The sequence below is a fragment of the Alkaliphilus hydrothermalis genome (assembly GCF_016908555.1).
GTDB lineage: Bacteria > Bacillota > Clostridia > Peptostreptococcales > Natronincolaceae > Alkaliphilus > Alkaliphilus hydrothermalis.
Genome location: NZ_JAFBEE010000002.1, coordinates 279,768 through 296,452 on the forward strand (window position 1 = coordinate 279,768; position 16,685 = coordinate 296,452).

The 16,685-nt window shown below is 32.8% G+C and carries 19 protein-coding genes; 16 read left to right on the forward strand and 3 right to left on the reverse strand.

Translation table 11 applies throughout. The features are described 5' to 3' along the window. Window positions 1–11 precede the first annotated feature (11 nt). Window positions 12–830 carry a divergent polysaccharide deacetylase family protein gene (locus tag JOC73_RS03155; protein WP_204400392.1) on the reverse strand — a complete coding sequence of 273 codons (819 nt, stop codon included), beginning with the start codon at window positions 828–830 and terminating at the stop codon, window positions 12–14. Between the two features lie 409 nt (window positions 831–1,239). On the opposite strand from JOC73_RS03155, the gene JOC73_RS03160 reads away from it, so the two are divergent. The 13 genes from JOC73_RS03160 to JOC73_RS03220 all read left to right on the forward strand — a co-directional run bounded on the left by JOC73_RS03160 (window position 1,240) and on the right by JOC73_RS03220 (window position 12,798). After that, the gene (locus JOC73_RS03160; protein ID WP_204400393.1) at window positions 1,240–1,908 is read left to right on the forward strand and encodes a CPBP family intramembrane glutamic endopeptidase; all 669 of its coding nucleotides are present in this window, start codon (window positions 1,240–1,242) and stop codon (window positions 1,906–1,908) included. Between the two features lie 371 nt (window positions 1,909–2,279). Further along, window positions 2,280–3,083 (forward strand): hypothetical protein, encoded by an 804-nt coding sequence (locus JOC73_RS03165; RefSeq protein ID WP_204400394.1) that lies wholly within the window; start codon window positions 2,280–2,282, stop codon window positions 3,081–3,083. Between the two features lie 60 nt (window positions 3,084–3,143). Then, complete coding sequence (locus JOC73_RS03170; protein ID WP_204400395.1) at window positions 3,144–4,418, forward strand: S41 family peptidase; 1,275 nt, start codon at window positions 3,144–3,146, stop codon at window positions 4,416–4,418. Between the two features lie 267 nt (window positions 4,419–4,685). Continuing rightward, the gene (locus tag JOC73_RS03175) at window positions 4,686–5,207 is read left to right on the forward strand and encodes a GNAT family N-acetyltransferase (RefSeq protein ID WP_204400396.1); all 522 of its coding nucleotides are present in this window, start codon (window positions 4,686–4,688) and stop codon (window positions 5,205–5,207) included. Between the two features lie 254 nt (window positions 5,208–5,461). After that, window positions 5,462–6,043 carry a GNAT family N-acetyltransferase gene (locus tag JOC73_RS03180; RefSeq protein WP_204400397.1) on the forward strand — a complete coding sequence of 194 codons (582 nt, stop codon included), beginning with the start codon at window positions 5,462–5,464 and terminating at the stop codon, window positions 6,041–6,043. 41 nt (window positions 6,044–6,084) lie between these two features. Continuing rightward, a complete protein-coding gene (locus JOC73_RS03185) occupies window positions 6,085–6,519 on the forward strand; it encodes a hypothetical protein (RefSeq protein ID WP_204400398.1) in 435 nt (144 codons plus the stop codon). Further along, window positions 6,516–7,220 carry a nucleotidyltransferase domain-containing protein gene (locus JOC73_RS03190; protein ID WP_204400399.1) on the forward strand — a complete coding sequence of 235 codons (705 nt, stop codon included), beginning with the start codon at window positions 6,516–6,518 and terminating at the stop codon, window positions 7,218–7,220. Before JOC73_RS03185 ends, JOC73_RS03190 begins: the two co-directional genes overlap by 4 nt. A 126-nt stretch (window positions 7,221–7,346) precedes the next feature. Then, window positions 7,347–8,192 (forward strand): sugar phosphate isomerase/epimerase family protein, encoded by an 846-nt coding sequence (locus tag JOC73_RS03195; protein ID WP_330613077.1) that lies wholly within the window; start codon window positions 7,347–7,349, stop codon window positions 8,190–8,192. Between the two features lie 63 nt (window positions 8,193–8,255). Beyond that, window positions 8,256–8,732 carry a pyridoxamine 5'-phosphate oxidase family protein gene (locus tag JOC73_RS03200; RefSeq protein WP_204400400.1) on the forward strand — a complete coding sequence of 159 codons (477 nt, stop codon included), beginning with the start codon at window positions 8,256–8,258 and terminating at the stop codon, window positions 8,730–8,732. A 259-nt stretch (window positions 8,733–8,991) separates the two neighbouring features. Next, the gene (locus JOC73_RS03205; protein ID WP_204400401.1) at window positions 8,992–9,459 is read left to right on the forward strand and encodes a GNAT family N-acetyltransferase; all 468 of its coding nucleotides are present in this window, start codon (window positions 8,992–8,994) and stop codon (window positions 9,457–9,459) included. 564 nt (window positions 9,460–10,023) lie between these two features. Further along, window positions 10,024–11,739, forward strand: coding sequence for a hypothetical protein (locus JOC73_RS03210; RefSeq protein WP_204400402.1), 1,716 nt, complete (start codon window positions 10,024–10,026; stop codon window positions 11,737–11,739). A 352-nt stretch (window positions 11,740–12,091) separates the two neighbouring features. Further along, the gene (locus JOC73_RS03215) at window positions 12,092–12,403 is read left to right on the forward strand and encodes a restriction endonuclease (protein WP_204400403.1); all 312 of its coding nucleotides are present in this window, start codon (window positions 12,092–12,094) and stop codon (window positions 12,401–12,403) included. A 182-nt stretch (window positions 12,404–12,585) separates the two neighbouring features. Then, window positions 12,586–12,798: a hypothetical protein gene (locus tag JOC73_RS03220; RefSeq protein WP_204400404.1), complete on the forward strand. Its 213-nt coding sequence runs from the start codon at window positions 12,586–12,588 to the stop codon at window positions 12,796–12,798. A gap of 29 nt (window positions 12,799–12,827) precedes the next feature. On the opposite strand, the gene JOC73_RS03225 is transcribed toward JOC73_RS03220, so the two are convergent. Together JOC73_RS03225 and JOC73_RS03230 are read right to left on the reverse strand one after the other, a co-directional pair. Beyond that, a complete protein-coding gene (locus tag JOC73_RS03225; protein ID WP_204400405.1) occupies window positions 12,828–13,094 on the reverse strand; it encodes a hypothetical protein in 267 nt (88 codons plus the stop codon). A 110-nt stretch (window positions 13,095–13,204) separates the two neighbouring features. Next, window positions 13,205–14,026, reverse strand: a complete 822-nt coding sequence (locus JOC73_RS03230) for an NYN domain-containing protein (RefSeq protein ID WP_204400406.1) — start codon at window positions 14,024–14,026, stop codon at window positions 13,205–13,207. Between the two features lie 357 nt (window positions 14,027–14,383). Here JOC73_RS03230 and JOC73_RS03235 point away from each other — a divergent pair, with 357 nt between their 5' ends. The 3 genes from JOC73_RS03235 to JOC73_RS03245 all read left to right on the forward strand — a co-directional run bounded on the left by JOC73_RS03235 (window position 14,384) and on the right by JOC73_RS03245 (window position 16,576). Then, on the forward strand, window positions 14,384–14,749 hold the full coding sequence (locus JOC73_RS03235) for a hypothetical protein (protein WP_204400407.1): 366 nt from the start codon (window positions 14,384–14,386) through the stop codon (window positions 14,747–14,749). 156 nt (window positions 14,750–14,905) lie between these two features. After that, window positions 14,906–15,241, forward strand: coding sequence for a hypothetical protein (locus JOC73_RS03240; protein ID WP_204400408.1), 336 nt, complete (start codon window positions 14,906–14,908; stop codon window positions 15,239–15,241). 687 nt (window positions 15,242–15,928) lie between these two features. Next, window positions 15,929–16,576: a reverse transcriptase domain-containing protein gene (locus JOC73_RS03245; RefSeq protein WP_204400409.1), complete on the forward strand. Its 648-nt coding sequence runs from the start codon at window positions 15,929–15,931 to the stop codon at window positions 16,574–16,576. Window positions 16,577–16,685 lie beyond the last annotated feature (109 nt).

Sequence of the window (16,685 nt, forward strand, 5' to 3'; positions counted from 1 at the left end):
ATCCTTAGTAATTACCGATTTAGAATAGGTAAGTCTTTTAATTGAGAAATATAGACAAATACGATGCCTTTTTTCTTTAACTCAGGATACATTGCTTTTATTGCATTTACTGTAACGATTCCTCCTTCAGGTCCAACGTGACCAATGCCAATGGCATAACCCTTCTTTAAAGCAATTTCCCCTAATTTCATCAATTGCTTTTCTATTTCATTTTGATTCTTAGAATTATCCAAAAAAACATCCCTTTTAAGAGAAGTAACCTCCATATTTTTACTTACTTGACCAACAACCGAATGTTGGGTAGTAACACTATCTACAAAAAACATGTTTTTTTCCTTAGCAATCTGAAGGATACTCTCCATCACCCGCTTATCTTGTGTAGCCTTAGAGCCCATATGATTGTTCATTCCTACAGCCCATCGTAGTTCTTCTAGACCTTCACAAATTCTTGATTTAATTTCTTCATTGGATAAATCGGTCGTAATCCCTTTTTCCCCTAGCCAATTGGGGTTCCCCCGTACTGGCTCCATTGGGATGTGCATGATTACTTCATGGCCTGCCTTGTGGGCTGCCTCTGCATCAACCTGACTATGGGGTAAGAAGGGCATCACTGCAGCTGTAATGGGAATTTCTAATTCAAGCATCTCGTCAGTACCTTCCCCACTGTTGCCAAAGTCATCTATAATAATTGCCACATAGCCAACTGGCTGAGGGTTACTAACCTTGACAATCCATCTATCCTTGAAATGAACTCCGAGAAGGGAAATAGAGAGTACTACTATAATAAGTGTGAGTGTTATAATCGTCTTTTTGCGAATTACCAAAAACATAAAATCAGCTCCTAATGTTGTTGTTATGACAAGTATATTCATTAAGTATTTTGTAAATGACAAATTGATATCGATAGGACATAGTTGATAAATAGATGTTTACTGAATCGGCAGTATTGAGAGTTGCTTAGATTAGAGAAAAGAAACTTTCTGAGATAATGATGAAGATTTTATTAAATGAGTGTTGTTGTCGAAATATATCGAAGAAAATATAAAGGGATTAGTAAATACATAAGGAATTATAAATCGATATACTTTTTGTAAATAGAGTGAATTTACAACTGAAGATAGTAAGTTGTTAAATTAAATAACTAAAGACATTCTATACATACAAGTTACTAGCAATTAAGCGGAGAAGCGAAATCTATAAAAAACCTAATAATATTAGTTAATCAAGGGGGAGATTTGATTGAAATTTTTAATAATATTAGCCATTACATATTTAACTTTCATGCTGACACTTAACTATAATGTCTTTAAGCTTATTGAAAGATATAATAAAAAAATTAGTGATACCTTGAAGAATTACAATTTTCATATTTGGTGTGGGATTATTTTATTAGTTGGAACTATGGGATGGGATACATTTTATATAGCAGTACCAAACCAACCCATACTTATTTCGGAACTAGTTATTATAATGTTTGCATTGATTCCCTTTATGCTTACTTCTGGATACGAACCACAGAAAAATCTAAAGGGGATAACAAATTTTTGTATTATTCACCCGATTGGAGAAGAAATATTATTTAGAGGTATAGTTCTATCATTAGCCACCTATCTTGTAGGGAGTAGTGTAATATATGTGCCCGTTCCTATTTTGAAAGGGGTTACATTACAGACTTTTATATCTGCCATATGTTTTGGAATAACTCATTTTCAGTATTTTGGATTTAAAATTAATCATGAATCGATGAAGAAAATTTTATTTGCTTTTATATTCGGGTTATTCGCTGGAAATCTTGTAGAATCTACTGGTTCAATTATATATCCCGTAATATTTCATGTGATTGCAAATAGTGGAGCCACCTTATACTATTTCAAGATTTCAAACAAGAATAGAGTTGAGAAATTATAGTTATGGTTTGAGTTACTTATTTCAATCCTGTAAAAAATAAAAAACTACTGTAATCACCTTTGTTAAGTAAGTCTTCACCGTCTGAACAAATGGTTTCTATATTTATAACAAGTATGGAGTAGCAGAGACGATAAGGATAGATGAAATCTATGGGGAACTATTAAGACAATTTTTAATAACCAATCATTAGAACCATGAAAAGAAGCATTTATGGGTTAAGATGTGTAATTACATACAAGTGAAATTAGGATTATGACATCACTAGTTATGAGAGTTATCAATTGTTGTAGTTCTATTTACTGACAATATTCAAATAAAGATATATTCCTGACGTACAGTACTGATAGTCTATATATTATGGAGGTGAACTAATGAACATATATTATGTAGATCCATCTTTCACTGAAGTTAGAGATAACCCATATAGAAATAATCTACCATATACTGACGACTGGATTATGCTAAAATTGCTGGAGACGTCAAAAGGTTTCAATCTTCTGCAGTACCTAGAGGGGGAAGTATCCAGGTTAATTATTTCAAAAGAGGGTGCTGACTGGGAATACCAACTATTCGATTTTATACAGTATCATTCATCATACAATAAAAACATACTTTTGGCGGTTGATAAAAAAGACTTGGATACTGCTCAACATATATATGGGAATCACAGTTACAAAGATCGTTTTTTAAGACCCTATGAAGGGAAAGTACTTATACATACAACTAGTAAAGAGAATTACAATGCAATCATGCAGGATGGATATCTGAAATCATGGAATCGGCTGAATAGACATAGCCAATTGACAGAGAAAGCACCTATTGGGCAGGTATTTGGCGACCCGCCTGATTACAGCGACTACATCATGTTTACAAACGGTGGATTAGGTGCAGAAAGAGTTGTAGCATCGAGGCAGAAGGGGAAGATTGATTTAAATTTTGACTCTCCATATATGGCAGGAGCAAGGTTTTATTTTGATGCCGATAAAATTGCCAAAGATGGATTACTTGTGAGGGATGGAAGACATTTGAAGGTAAGAGATAGCTTGTCAATCAATAGCTATATACTCTGGATCGCAACACCAGATATACTTGGCATCTCGGAAGAAACAACTCCACGGATATTTACAGAAAAGGCAAATACTATGTTTGAGAAAGAATTTGGAATTTCAGTGTAAAAATAGACGTAGTCGGTGGGAGGGTGTGTACAACTATATAAAAATGCGGAGGTAGAAATAATGAAACGTAAATCAAGAAAAATAGTACTTTTTATAGTACTTATGCTTATGATTGTTCCATTAAGTTCATGTAACAATACTAATAGCAACAATAGAACTATCAGTAGTATGAAAACTGATGCTGCTAGGGATGGTAAATGGCTAGCCGATATTGAGTTTGTTGAAAAGGAGTTACCTCAAAGACATAAGAATCTATTCTTCAAATTAAAAGAACAAGATTTTCATAACAATATAGAAGATATAATAGAGAGGGTACCTGAATTGACAGATGATGAAGTAATCATTGAAATGAGCAAATTAATCGCTTCAGTGGGAGATGGTCACACTCGATTTAGCTTTAATTCTGAGGAGATATATCCTTTTGGATTTTACTATTTTAATGATGGGGTATACTTGGTAGATACTGTACCAGAACATAGCGAATTTATTGGTTATAGACTCAAAGGTATAAATGATACGAATATTAAAGACCTTATGCAGTTGGTTAAACCGATTATTTCTCACGAAAATGAACCACAGTTTAAAAACTTGTTTACTAAATACATAATTTTTCCCGAAGTTTTAAATGGTTTGAAAATTTCTAGTTCTAGTTCATCAGAGTTTATTTTTATAGATAAAGATGGTAATGAAAGAAGTGTTAAGGCTGAAACGTATAAAAATAATGATATAGAACCTGTAGGTAGAAATATTGAAGATGATGTGGAAATGTTGTATTTAAAAAATCCCAATAAAAACTACTGGTATGAATACATTGAAGACGAAAATATACTTTATTTTCAATATAGTTCCTGCACAAATATGAAGGAGTTATCCTTTAAAGATTTTAATACTGAGCTTTTTAACTTTATTGATAATAATTCTATAGATAAACTTGTTATTGATTTGAGAAATAATGGGGGAGGAAATTCGTCCGTTATGAGTCCGTTTTTTAGAGAATTAAGGAAAAGAAAAGCGTTAAATGATCCTAAAAAACTCTTTGTCATTATTGGAAGAAAAACATTCTCATCTGCAATATTAAATGCTTTAGAATTTAAAAATAATACAAACGCAACTTTTGTAGGTGAGCCTACAGGTGGAAAACCAAATCATTATGGAGAGGTTAAAATTTTAGATTTGACAAATACCAACACAAGGGTTACGTATTCTAGTAAGTACTTTGAGCATTCTAGTGAAGATTTAAACACAATGATACCTGATTTTTTAGTTGAACCCAAAGCAGAAGACTATTTTAAAAATATTGATAGAGTACTGTTAAGAATAATGGAGATTGAATAATGGATCAAGTGCAATAAAGGTAATTAGATTCTATTTACAATAAGGAGGGGTAATACATGGTCAGTACAATAATGATTGATCAGTCTAAGTATGGAGCAACAAAAAAATATGAGTTCGATATTTGAAGCTGTATATCTGAAGGTAAGTCGAACCTTAAGATAATAGAGATATCGGGGCTGCTCAATGGGACAATTTTTAAAAAGACCAGATGATGCACAATTGTATTACAAGGCTAACAACAGGCTATTTGTATTAGGAGGTATTAAGTTGAGCGAAATAATTTTAGTAAAACCATCAAAGATTTTGGAAGGAAAAATTTTGGAGTACAAACAAGAGTATTTAGGCTTTAAGGAAACAAATATCAATGGCAGTTGTGGTCTAGCTGGTTATATTGATTTTGATGAATGGCTTGAAATTGTTCTTTCGATTGAGAAAGATAAACTTCGCAATAATGTTCATGCCAGCACATTCTTTTCTGTAAGAAAATCTGATAATAGGATTATAGGTACTATTCAACTTCGACACTTTTTAACTGATGAATTAGAAAAACATGGAGGACACATTGGCTATGGAATTCGTCCAACTGAGAGAAAAAAAGGTTATGGTATGCAACAATTATCACTTGTTTTAGAAATCGCAAAAGAAATGAAAATTCCGAAAGTAGTGATTATCTGTGATAAAGATAATATTGCTTCAAGGCAGACAGCGATAAGTTGTGGTGGTATATTAACAGGTGAAAATTTCTATGAAGGTAAAGAACAACAAATATATTGGATTAACCTCCGCTAATAAGCATAATATACAATAAGTTTCTTGCACAATTTATTATTTAGTAAACTTTCGTAATTTTCGTGTGACGTGAAGGATTACTAGTTTGGAAGGCACCTTCCCACTGGGAGAGAAGCTTCGCCTAGGGGTGTTATTAAATTTCTTTTCAGACTGTAAAACATTTGTATGTCCTCTTCTAAGGATCGGTGGGAAAGTATCTATTGTAAAATTATCTTTGAATTGCTACTAGTGAAAAGAATTAATGGAGGGATAAAATGTTAGATAAGTCTATTCCATATTTAAATATCGTAATGATGCGAAGATCAGGAACTCCAATACCACAGTATGAGCGTCCTCAAGGCTATTCATTTGTACCATTTACGAAAGGTAATGAAGTAGAATGGGCTGAAATAGAGACTTCTGTCGGTGAGTTTAATAGTGTTGCAGAAGCTCTAAATTATTTTAGCGAGAATTATCTTTCTTTTCTTGGTGAGGTGGAACGCCGTACCATCTTCATTCAGACAGTCGAAGGGAAGAAGATAGGCACAGTTACTTCTTGGTGGAATTATACTGGCGTACGTCGTGACCTCGCACTAGAATGGGTTGCAGTTAAGCCTGAATACCAAGGACTAGGTCTGGGGAAAGCGGTTGTATTTGAAGGATTGAGAAGGATGGTGCAGATCGAAGGGGATAGAGATATCTTCCTTCATACCCAGACATGGAGTTATCAAGCGGTACCAATCTACCTACAAGCAGGTTTTGAATTTATGAAGTCAGGCACATTCAATAGCTACGAGAATGATTATGAGGATGCAATACCGTATCTTGAAGAAAAACTTAGATTTAGATTGAGATAAAAACAAATTAAAACAATGTATTGGGCCAAGGGATGGGAAAGATGATGGAAATTTTGGATGCTAGATACAAAATTATGTCACCGGAATTTATTAAAAGTTATAAGAATGGGTTTGTTTCATCAGATGAAATAGAATATGTCTTAGAAAAAGAATTTAATGCATTAGGAAACTACGAGAAACTCACTGGTGGCAAAGTAAGTAGTGTATATAGAATCAATTATGATGGTCTGGACAAAGTAATTAAATTTTCAACAGGGACCTATAGAATAACTGAATTAGAAAGAGAAGCAAGAGTTTTAAAATACATAAGTAATGAAGGATATGGCCATATAGTGCCTAATATATATGGCTCCAGGATGATGGCACTACATTTACATGATAATAACGGATATTATGCCCAACAAGGGTTACTCTTTGACGGCACCATTGATTGGTTGCTACTAGGTAGAAAAGAATTAGAGGAGGTTATGAATTGAGAGAGACTATTTTAAAATACATTGAATATATGAAGGAAAAACATAAAGTAATCGCTGCCATGGTAACTGGGTCATATGTAACTGGAAATATGGGTCAACGTTCTGACATCGATATATTTTTTATATGGCCAGAGGAATTTAAATCTATGAGGGGTAGAGAATATTTTGAGGGTTTAGAATTTGAGTATTTCATATCTCCTGAGTGGAAATATTACGATCGTCTAAGAACAGACCAAACATCTATGAGAATCTATTCGTCATCAATGATCTTGTTTGATTCAGAAAAGAAGCTGGAGAAAATTCAAAGTACGGCCATGACAAAAGTAAAGGAGTATAAAAGTGATTTAAATGATGATAGGAGAAAAGATTATAAGTTTTGGTTAGAAACAATTTGTTCCGATGGTGAGGATTTATTTGATAAAGGTGATTACAGTGGCTTTTTATTCTTTACAGGATCAAACCTACAGAAAATGAGTGAATTGATATGTAAGCATAATAACAAATTACCTATTTACAACAAGTATGGAGTAGAAGAAACTATAAGAGTCGATGAAGTCTATGGGGAATTATTAAGCCGATTTTTAATAACTAATTATGAACAACATGATAAGAAGGACTTATGGGTTAAGATGTGCAATTACTTAAAAGTACAATTAGGTGATTATGACATAACTAATTATGAGAGTTATCAATTGTTGTAGTTCTATTTACTGACAATCATTTATGCAAACCAAATAAATGGAATCCTAGAAAAGGCAATATGTTAAGGGTATGTTATGGTTTAAATATTGATGCTATTCGTGAGCTATACAAAGGGAGATTTAAAAATGAAGATAAGCGGATTAGAGGAAAGAGATGTAATAAGTGTTGCTGATTTAGCAGTGAAGAGGTATATGATTACAATTTATGATTGGTTCGGCTATGAATTGCCCAACAAGGAACGTTATCGCTTAATAAAAGAAGCTGGATTTGATGGTGTTTTATTATGGTGGAGTGATGATTTTGGTCGTGATTGCTTTGGTCAGAAGGATTATCGAAAAGGGCCACAAATTGCACGAGAAGCGGGTCTTTTTATAGAAAATATCCACACGCCAGTCCAAAACCAAAACAAGCTCTGGCTTGACAACCTGGAGGGTGAAGCCTTAACCGATTGCTATTTACTATGTGTTGTAGATTGCGCTGAGTTTGAGATTCCCACAATGGTGGTGCACCTGCCCAACGAAGACAATCCATGTAACCTATTGGGACTGGATAGAATCAAGAGAATCACTGAAAAAGCTGAACAGCTTGGTGTCAATGTTGCACTGGAGAATTTACGGAACCTTTCTAATTTGGCATATGTGCTGGAGCAAGTGAATTCACAGCGTCTCGGATTCTGTTATGATTGTGGACATCACTACCGTCGCTATCCAGATGATGATTTATTATCCATGTACGGTTCAAGGATGATGGCACTACATTTACATGATAATAACGGAAGCTATGCCCAACACGGGTTACCCTTTGACGGCACCATTGATTGGTCTTCAACCATGAAAAAAATTGCAAAAACGGGTTATTCAGGTGCCACTGCAATAGAGGCTATGAACTGGGATTATGGGGATTTGCCGGTAGAGGAGTTTTTACATGAAGCTTATGAACGAGGAAAAAGGCTGGAAGCATTAAGACTATAATTCATGAAAACGGATTAATGTTTGAGTTAAAATAAATTATATCTTGAATGGAGGAATTTGAAAATGAGCAAATACGAAAAAGCAATCAAACTTATGGAGGAATTCTGTGGAAACGGTAAAGATAATCTTATTGCCCTTGCGACGATATCATTATCGCCCAAAGCGGTAGACAACCCGCGGCCTACTGTTCGTATGGTTGATGCATATTATGAAGACGGAGTGTTTTATGTTTCTACATCTTCGTTTAAAAACAAAACGTTGGAAATTGAAAAGAACAATGAGGTTGCCATCTGTGGATTGGACTTGTTTGTAGCTCAGGGTACGGCTGAGAATCTTGGCTGGGTTAAGGATGAGAAGAATGCGGAAATTAGAGGGAAGATGAAAAAGTACTTCGCATGGTTCGATGATCACGGCAACGAGGAAAGTCCAGACTCAATCGTTCTACGCATCACCCTTACAGAAGGAACAATTACTGACAACGAACAAAAATACGGCGAATGGCAATATAAAGTTGATTTTGTGAATAAAACAGCGGAATAAATCCATCTGTCCCTAATGAGAACCTGATGCTGTTGAAAAAAAGATGCCTACACCTACGAACCATAGGAAAAAGCTTTAATGCAAAGAATTGGCTCCCAGTGTTATTGGAGGAAAAAAGAAAATATAAAACCCATTATTGAATTTATTCAACCAAACAAATGGAATCCTAGTAAAGGCAAACATAATTTACTGTAACCCCTAAGGGGGACAGTGTAACCGTATTTTGATTATAAAATTATTTTAAAGAGGGAATCTAAAAATGCAAAATTTTAAAATAGAAACAGATAGATTAGTGATTACTAAATTCGATGAAAGTATGGCTGAGATTGTACACTTGAATTCTTTGGATGTATACAATCGTAAATTTGTACCAGACGAAGTATTTGAGACTATAGAGGAAGCAAGAGGAGCCATCTTGTTCTTAATGAGCTGTTATGATGGTGAAAACAAAGGTCCGCTGGTTTACCCAATTATTCTTAAGAGCGGTGAGAATATAGGATATGTTCAGGCTGTTCCATTGAAAGATGGTGAATGGGAAATTGGCTATCATATTGCTGAGAACTATACAGGAAATGATTATGCAACAGAAGCAGTAATGGCATTTGCTCCCGTAATAGCTAATCAACTTGGTATTACACATATTTGGGGAATCAGCCGTGGTGATAATCTTGCTTCTTGCAAGGTTTTAGAAAAATGCTCATTTAATCTACAAGATAAAAGCATCTAGAATTATCACGGTGAACAACACGAAGTTTGTAAGTATCTTTATAGTATTACAAAGGATTAATGGAAGATACTTTTAAAAAATAGAGAATCCAGTTTTAGTCTGTGTCTATACTTGAAAAGAAATATGGACAGGAACTAACTTGGTCGAAAGTAGCACCTATAAAGATTAAATGATTGAACTGATAACTTCCTTACAAAGGAAGTTTTTTAGTCAATATTCCAAAATATTATAGAAAACCAAATATTTTGAAGGGAATTAGGGATTTAAGTTGAATAACATATTAGAAGTTTTTAGTATTAGAGTATTATTGAAAGGATTTGTTAGACTGAGAAGAAAGTGGAGGGTAAGGGAAATGAAAAAGCATCTTAAGTCTTGGCCTATACTAGTATTGATATTGTTGGTATGCTATGTCTGGTGATGTAGATATTGGCAAAGAAATGATACATAATATTTAATGAGATATTAGAAGAATGAACCCTATCATAAATAAGTAAGATTCCTTAAGATAAGTCTAATAAGGGGTTGGATTTCTATATAAATGAAAATCAAAATGGGGGATCAACTATGGAAGATATTCAAATAATCTATAATAGGAAACTGTTTTTTTATATCATATGTAGTACGCTGGTTATTAGCTGGATAAGTTTAGGATTTGTTTTTACAATATTCCTTTTGGGTGCAGTATATTTAGTATGTTTTCATAAAAATCCAATTGGATTTAATTGGGTTAAAAAGACTTTAGTTGTTTTTCATTTGAAGGAGAAGGGGATTAAACTATATCCTTATGAGACAGAGATCCTATGGAATGATATTGACACATATTACATTAAATTTTCCTATTTCAGATATTATCTTTGTTTAAAACTAAAAAAAGATAATGAGATGACAGAAGAAAAAAATTTATTCTATGAAAAGTTGCATCAATCAAATATTTTAAATATAACTCATGAAGGAGATAGAATTATAGAATATCCTTATATTTTAATAAAAAGTTCTACCGATGAATTTAAATCCAAAATTGGGGTGTTTTTGAAAGAGTACTCAACATATTTTACAGAAATATCACAAGATAGATTAGAAATTTCTAAGAGCCCGATTCAAATATTTACCATTGGTTTGATTAGTCTATTTGTAATTAATATTTTTGTTAGGAGCTCTTTATTTTTCTTGATGACTTCTCTTATAAGCATGTCTATTATGTTTTATTTTTACATGCAACTGAAACTTACTTCATATTTAACATTTACAAAAAAAGGATTTGAATTTCCTGAGGCAAATTTGAAACTTGATTGGAACGTGATTAAATTGATTGAAGTTCAAAGTGCTACAAGGGATACTTCTGGATCTTTAATCATTTGGTTTAATGATATCAAATCGTTTATAGAAGAAAATCCAAAATTCTTTTCGAGACTTGAAAATATAATTGATTATGACGAAGAAAAATTAAATAAAACTGGAAGATTAAAAGTGAAGTGTTCACAGACTACAATAGGAGAAGATGCTTTAAGGGAAGAATTTCAAAAGTATATTGATCAATATGGTCAAGTATCTACTCAAAGACAAGATACTCCCAAGGAGAATAATCAAAAAGAAGGATCTATGTCTGATGATCCCCAAATAGATTTAAGTAGTGAAACAGAAAAATTAGCGATTAAAATGCAAGATAAGCAGGATATAAAGTTAGAGAGTCAAGAAAGACAAGATACTATAAATATAGCAGTTCAAAACAACGAAATTACATCTAAAAATACAACAAGCTCTTTAGAAGATTCACAGGAGCTAGCATTAGAATATAAGTTAGAACTTCAAAAACTTATAAGAATTCAATTTAAGTCACAGTGTACTTTTAATCAAATGATTATCTTAAAAGAAGAGGAAGCGTATTGTTTAGCAATTAGGGTAGAAGGATTAAGATTGGATGGTTACTGTATTTTCTCAAAAAATCAAATTAAAACAGTATCATATTGTCATGATTATTACAATGAGCTGCTTCAAAAAGAGTATTATTTTAAATTAAATACAGGATATTATATTGACCTTAAAAAATGGGAAACGATTTTTAACAGTTACCATATGAAAAATCACTTTGTAGAAATAGAAACTTTAGAAGAGAACTATAAGGGAATTCTCAAAGAAATATCCGAAGAAAAGATAGTATTAAATGTATTTAATATAGATAATATAGGCATTTTAGAATCTGTTTCTATTGATTTTGATTCAATTATTTTCAGTACTTTTGAAACTTTAGAATTAATATTTTTAGAAAAATATAATTCTTAAATATGCAATGGTTTCAATTAACTATAGCCTTTCTATCTACGAGTTTTAAGTAATGTTCTAAAAGATGGAGAGTGCGAACTGAGCAAAAATGGAGTAGCGATCAATAAATGAAATGCTAATTAACACACAAAGACCTTCTTTCTTTTAGGGAGGTTTTTTTATGGTCTTTTTTAGATTCCAAAATATTATATAAAAACTAATATTTTGAAGGATTTTAGAGATTGAAGTCGAATAACATATGAGATGATTAGTAGTTTATGGTAGTTCAATTAATTGGTTAAACTCTATTTCAAATAGATATAAAGTCAATAGTTCGTAACAGATACTATTGATGATGATGAAATAGATGACGATGAAGCCTATTATTGCTTCACCAGATGGATTAGGTCTGGAAGAGCCGAGTATTATAGTGGAAGTAAAACATAGAACTGGCTCAATGGGAGCTGATAGTATCAGGAGCTTTACGGGTGGTTTAAGAAATAGAGACAAAGGTCTATGCGTATCTACTGGTGGATTCAGCAAAGGGGCTAAGTACGAGGCTGAAAGATCTAACATTCCAGTTACCCTTATAGATGCTGAAGAACTTGTTAGATGGATTAATCAGTATTATGATCATTTTGATTGGGATACTAGGGCTTTGGTGCCTTTGAAGAAGACTTATTGACCTGTGTAAAAAAAGTTCTATGAAAAATTATTAAGTTTTAGGTAGTTCTAATGGGAATGTTCCCGACATGTGTCAGAAACGTACTGATAAGGAGATGTTACCGACGTATGTCGGCAATACGATAGTTAACCAACATCCCACCAATTAGAGTCCTATCGGACGTGAAAGGAGGTGAAAGAGATATGACTTTCTATTATTTTAATAAAAATGTAGATGACAAACATAAACACGAAGTACATACAGAGGACTGTAACTTCAAGCCAGATGTACACAATAGAACTCTTATAGGCTTATGTTCAGACTGTCATGGAGCAATAGACAGAGCTAAAAATGACCATCCAGATAAAAATTTTGATGGTTGTTTTCATTGTTGTATTGATTGCCATACTGGCTAATTTGCTTATGGGCTGAATGTGAGTTCAGCCTAATCTCTTATAACAACCCCATCTGAGTAATAGACCTCTTCAATTTTTTCAATGCACTTATCTATTTCTTTAAAACTCATATGATTCTTGATAGCATAATCCAAAATCATATTTATTAATTCTGTGTCTCGCTCTTCTGTAGTTTTAATTATATTTCTGCAATCCAATAAAATCATCTCCTTTACATAGTAAAAGACCCCTGAAATTATATCAGAGGTCTTTTGGAAAATTAAAACAAAACAGAGAATGGTTACTCTGTTTTGCATTTGTTTGTATCCCTGTCTGTGTAATTGTTTGTAAAATTTGTTTGTAAAATTTGTTTGTTATAATTGTTTGTAATTAAATTATACTATTATTATTACAAGAATTCAAGATATTATTCATATATTTTATCTTTATTTTCGCCATCTTTTATAGCGATCTCTTGCTTGGATTCTTCTTTATATAATATGATATATCCTAATGAATTTGCAACCTTGAAATCAAAAATAATTTCATCTTTTAATCTACTAACTTTACCCATTAAGAGATTGGCATACCCAGTTAAACCAACGTACATATTGTTATCTATGAATTTTCTATATGGATTAGAACTATAAAATAATTTGCAGACCTCTTTTGCCCTGTTTTCCATTTCACTAGTTATAGATTGAGGGTCTACATGGTATTCGTCGGTTTGTTTCTGCTCTAACACACTTCTATCTAGATTAAAGATATCCTCAATGTACTCGTGCAAATCTGCATAAGCACAAACGATTTTATTAAATCCATTTTCAGTTGAAATAACAAAAGCAACTTTGTTTTCAGCTTTGATTGCTTTAATTAGAGGAATGTTATCTCGATCGTTTGATATGATGACAAAAACATCAATATTTTTATTTTTATATAGTGTACGTAAGGAATCAACTGTCAATTCCAAATCAGCTGAATTTTTTCCAGTATTGGACGTATGTCTAGTTTGAACACCTAAGGCTTGCAATGTGGTTTGATGGTTTGCATTAAATAGTTTATTTTTTTCAAAATTACAATAAACTATAAAATCTATAATGTTTAGTTGAAAGTGTTCTTTTAACCTTTCTTTTATCAACGGGAAAAAATTTAACTGCATAGGATTAGTACCATATTCTTCTAGTTTTTCAAATAAATTTTCATAGTCTACAAATACACAAGTATTCAAATACACTTCCTTTGTTTCCATAATTTTATTAATTATCACTTTAATATATCCTCCCCACTTTTACATATCTCTACAAATTATAACATAAAAATGGAAGGGATGGATAATTTATTATATTTTTGTTTTACTCCTTACCATATCTCACCTAAAATAGTATAATATACTTACTAGTCCTATCGGACATGGTGGGACGATCGGTTAACACAGTATTACCAACATTGGGCGTTGGTAATACTGGGGACGTTATGTGAAATATATTAAATAACGGGGGGAAGTTAAATGTGAAGTTTATTTAAGGGAGATAATAATAAATTAAAATGCAGTGAAGTTTTAAGAAAGATTGAATCTACCTAATATAAAGAAAAAGAGGTGGTGGAATTGGGTTTGTTGCGCAAAACTTTATCTATAATTTTAGGAAGTTCGGAAGAAACGCTAGTTACTGCTAAAACTGAATTATCTAGGACTCTTGGAGATAAACGTATTAGTAATGATACAGAAAAGAATTACATATTAGATATGATTGCAAAAGATGTGATAATCCACCGTTGCTATGGAGAACTTGATGTAGAAGTCATAGTAATGGAACAATTTAATAATTATTTAAAGTCATGGAACAGATTGCAACTACAAATGCTTAATAGAGTGTTAGTATGTTTTTATGGTTATAAACTTGGAGACATAAATACACTACCAATAGCCATTAAAAATCTTACATTTGATCTTAAAGTATATAAGAATGTATGATGATTAGATAAGGAGGATTTGATAAATGAGTTTATTTAATAGATTTATTGATGCTGTAAAAGCTGCTAAGGTACCAAATGAAAAAGAAGAAAAAAAATACTCGATCTTGGATTTAATGAAGATCTAGATTCATTGTTAAAAAACTTAAAATGGACAGTGCCAATTAGTGATGAAAAGTTTCTTAGTAATTTAAATCAAAGATGGCTTGAAGAAATTTTCGTTAATCATTTATACTGGTTTTATAAATTAGGATTCTATTTTCCAGAAGAAGGTTGTTATCAAAGTCAATATGATAAATCTAAAATGTTCGAAGAACAACTTAGGATCAAGGAACAAGTATGTCGAAAAGTTAGATTAATGTATAATCACTTTGAAAAATCAACTATAGAAGATATAGAATCTGCTTTTATGAGAACATTAGACCTAGCAAATGAAGAAGGAAAGAAATTAAGATGGGCTAAATTACCTCTTTATGAACTACGTTCATATTAATTTAAATATTTTCGTCAGCTCTACTCAATAAAGGGTAGGGCTTTTCTGTGCGACAGGCAGTTGCATATAGATAGGCGATAGCCTGTCTAGTTCTATGAATTAAACCTGTTGTCAATGATATTCAGAGAATAAAAACAGGACATTTAGGGTTGAAACATAGAAATTCTCGAAGGTGAAAGTCCTTCCCTAGGAGTGCTGATACAACCTAGGAAGCTTAGTCTAGGGCATTATCGTGAGGTGTTGTCTGAAGGAGACGTGGTAAGTCGAGAGACCCATAGGCGGACTAGCAGACCGAAATGCAGAGGTGTGAAGTACAGGTGGCGGGGTAAACTGGCGACTATGCATGAAAAATAGGAAGCCAATAATTCTAACCCAATGAATCAGCTGAGTTAGGATAGTTTATCATGTGAAAGTACTTGGTATGTTAGGAAGGAAAATGCAATGACCCTGTGAGATCTCTATCCAAGCCCGTAAGGGGTAGTGGGATATAAGGTTATTCCGAAGTTTCTACTACGGATAGAGAAGTCAGACAGTTTCATAGTACGGAAGTAAGTATTTGACCAAACTGATACTGAACGGAAGGGAACTGACCTCAGTGGACCCAGCTTCAATCATGTGGAATGATAACGGTAACGCTACGAAAGTAAAAACGAACCGAAAGAACACAAGAAAGGTGACGGATAATAAATGAATCAAGAGTTGAAACTTAAAATGCATAGTATTTATGGGCAACTGTTAGTTGAGAGAAAACTAATGGAGGCATGGAAACAAGTTAAAGATAACAAGGGATGCGGAGGTATTGATGGGGAAACCCTTGAAACCTTTGCAGAAAAAGAGGAAGAAAAGATTAAAAAGCTTCTAATTACTCTAAAAGAGAAAAATTACGTACCAAAGCCTGTAAAAAGAGTCTATATACCGAAGAAGAACGGCAAGAAAAGACCTCTAGGGATTCCCACAATAGAAGATAGAATTGTTCAGCAAAGTATAGTAAATGTCATAAGTCCAAAATTTGAGAATGAAATATTCCATAAGTGGTCATGTGGATACCGAAAAGGATTAGGTGCTGAAAGAACAATGCAAATAATTCTATGGAACTTAGAAACAGGGTACAACCATATATATGATTGTGACATTAAAGGGTTCTTTGATAATATACCCCATAAGAAACTGATGAAGATATTAACAAAATATATAGCTGATGGAACTGTCCTAGATATGATATGGAAATGGCTTAAAGCTGGACATATGGAAGAAGGTAAATATCATAATTCAGAATCTGGCACACCGCAAGGTGGATTATGCAAAGCTTTGCATAAACCTCCTTATGCAAAGTAAGTACTTATGCAAAGTAAACCTGTAGGTGTAGCATAATTACTGATGTTACCTCTGATTTACTTTGCATAATCTTCGGCAATGATTATAGAGTAAAACTCAAAAATCATTG

Coding starts and splice junctions, on each gene's coding strand:
- JOC73_RS03155 (WP_204400392.1), bottom strand. CDS start 830: ATGTTTTTGGTAATTCGCAAAAAGACGATTATAACACTCACACTTATT.
- JOC73_RS03165 (WP_204400394.1), top strand. CDS start 2,280: ATGAACATATATTATGTAGATCCATCTTTCACTGAAGTTAGAGATAAC.
- JOC73_RS03170 (WP_204400395.1), top strand. CDS start 3,144: ATGAAACGTAAATCAAGAAAAATAGTACTTTTTATAGTACTTATGCTT.
- JOC73_RS03180 (WP_204400397.1), top strand. CDS start 5,462: ATGTTAGATAAGTCTATTCCATATTTAAATATCGTAATGATGCGAAGA.
- JOC73_RS03185 (WP_204400398.1), top strand. CDS start 6,085: ATGATGGAAATTTTGGATGCTAGATACAAAATTATGTCACCGGAATTT.
- JOC73_RS03195 (WP_330613077.1), top strand. CDS start 7,347: ATGAAGATAAGCGGATTAGAGGAAAGAGATGTAATAAGTGTTGCTGAT.
- JOC73_RS03200 (WP_204400400.1), top strand. CDS start 8,256: ATGAGCAAATACGAAAAAGCAATCAAACTTATGGAGGAATTCTGTGGA.
- JOC73_RS03205 (WP_204400401.1), top strand. CDS start 8,992: ATGCAAAATTTTAAAATAGAAACAGATAGATTAGTGATTACTAAATTC.
- JOC73_RS03210 (WP_204400402.1), top strand. CDS start 10,024: ATGGAAGATATTCAAATAATCTATAATAGGAAACTGTTTTTTTATATC.
- JOC73_RS03215 (WP_204400403.1), top strand. CDS start 12,092: ATGAAGCCTATTATTGCTTCACCAGATGGATTAGGTCTGGAAGAGCCG.
- JOC73_RS03220 (WP_204400404.1), top strand. CDS start 12,586: ATGACTTTCTATTATTTTAATAAAAATGTAGATGACAAACATAAACAC.
- JOC73_RS03225 (WP_204400405.1), bottom strand. CDS start 13,094: ATGCAAAACAGAGTAACCATTCTCTGTTTTGTTTTAATTTTCCAAAAG.
- JOC73_RS03230 (WP_204400406.1), bottom strand. CDS start 14,026: ATGGAAACAAAGGAAGTGTATTTGAATACTTGTGTATTTGTAGACTAT.
- JOC73_RS03245 (WP_204400409.1), top strand. CDS start 15,929: ATGAATCAAGAGTTGAAACTTAAAATGCATAGTATTTATGGGCAACTG.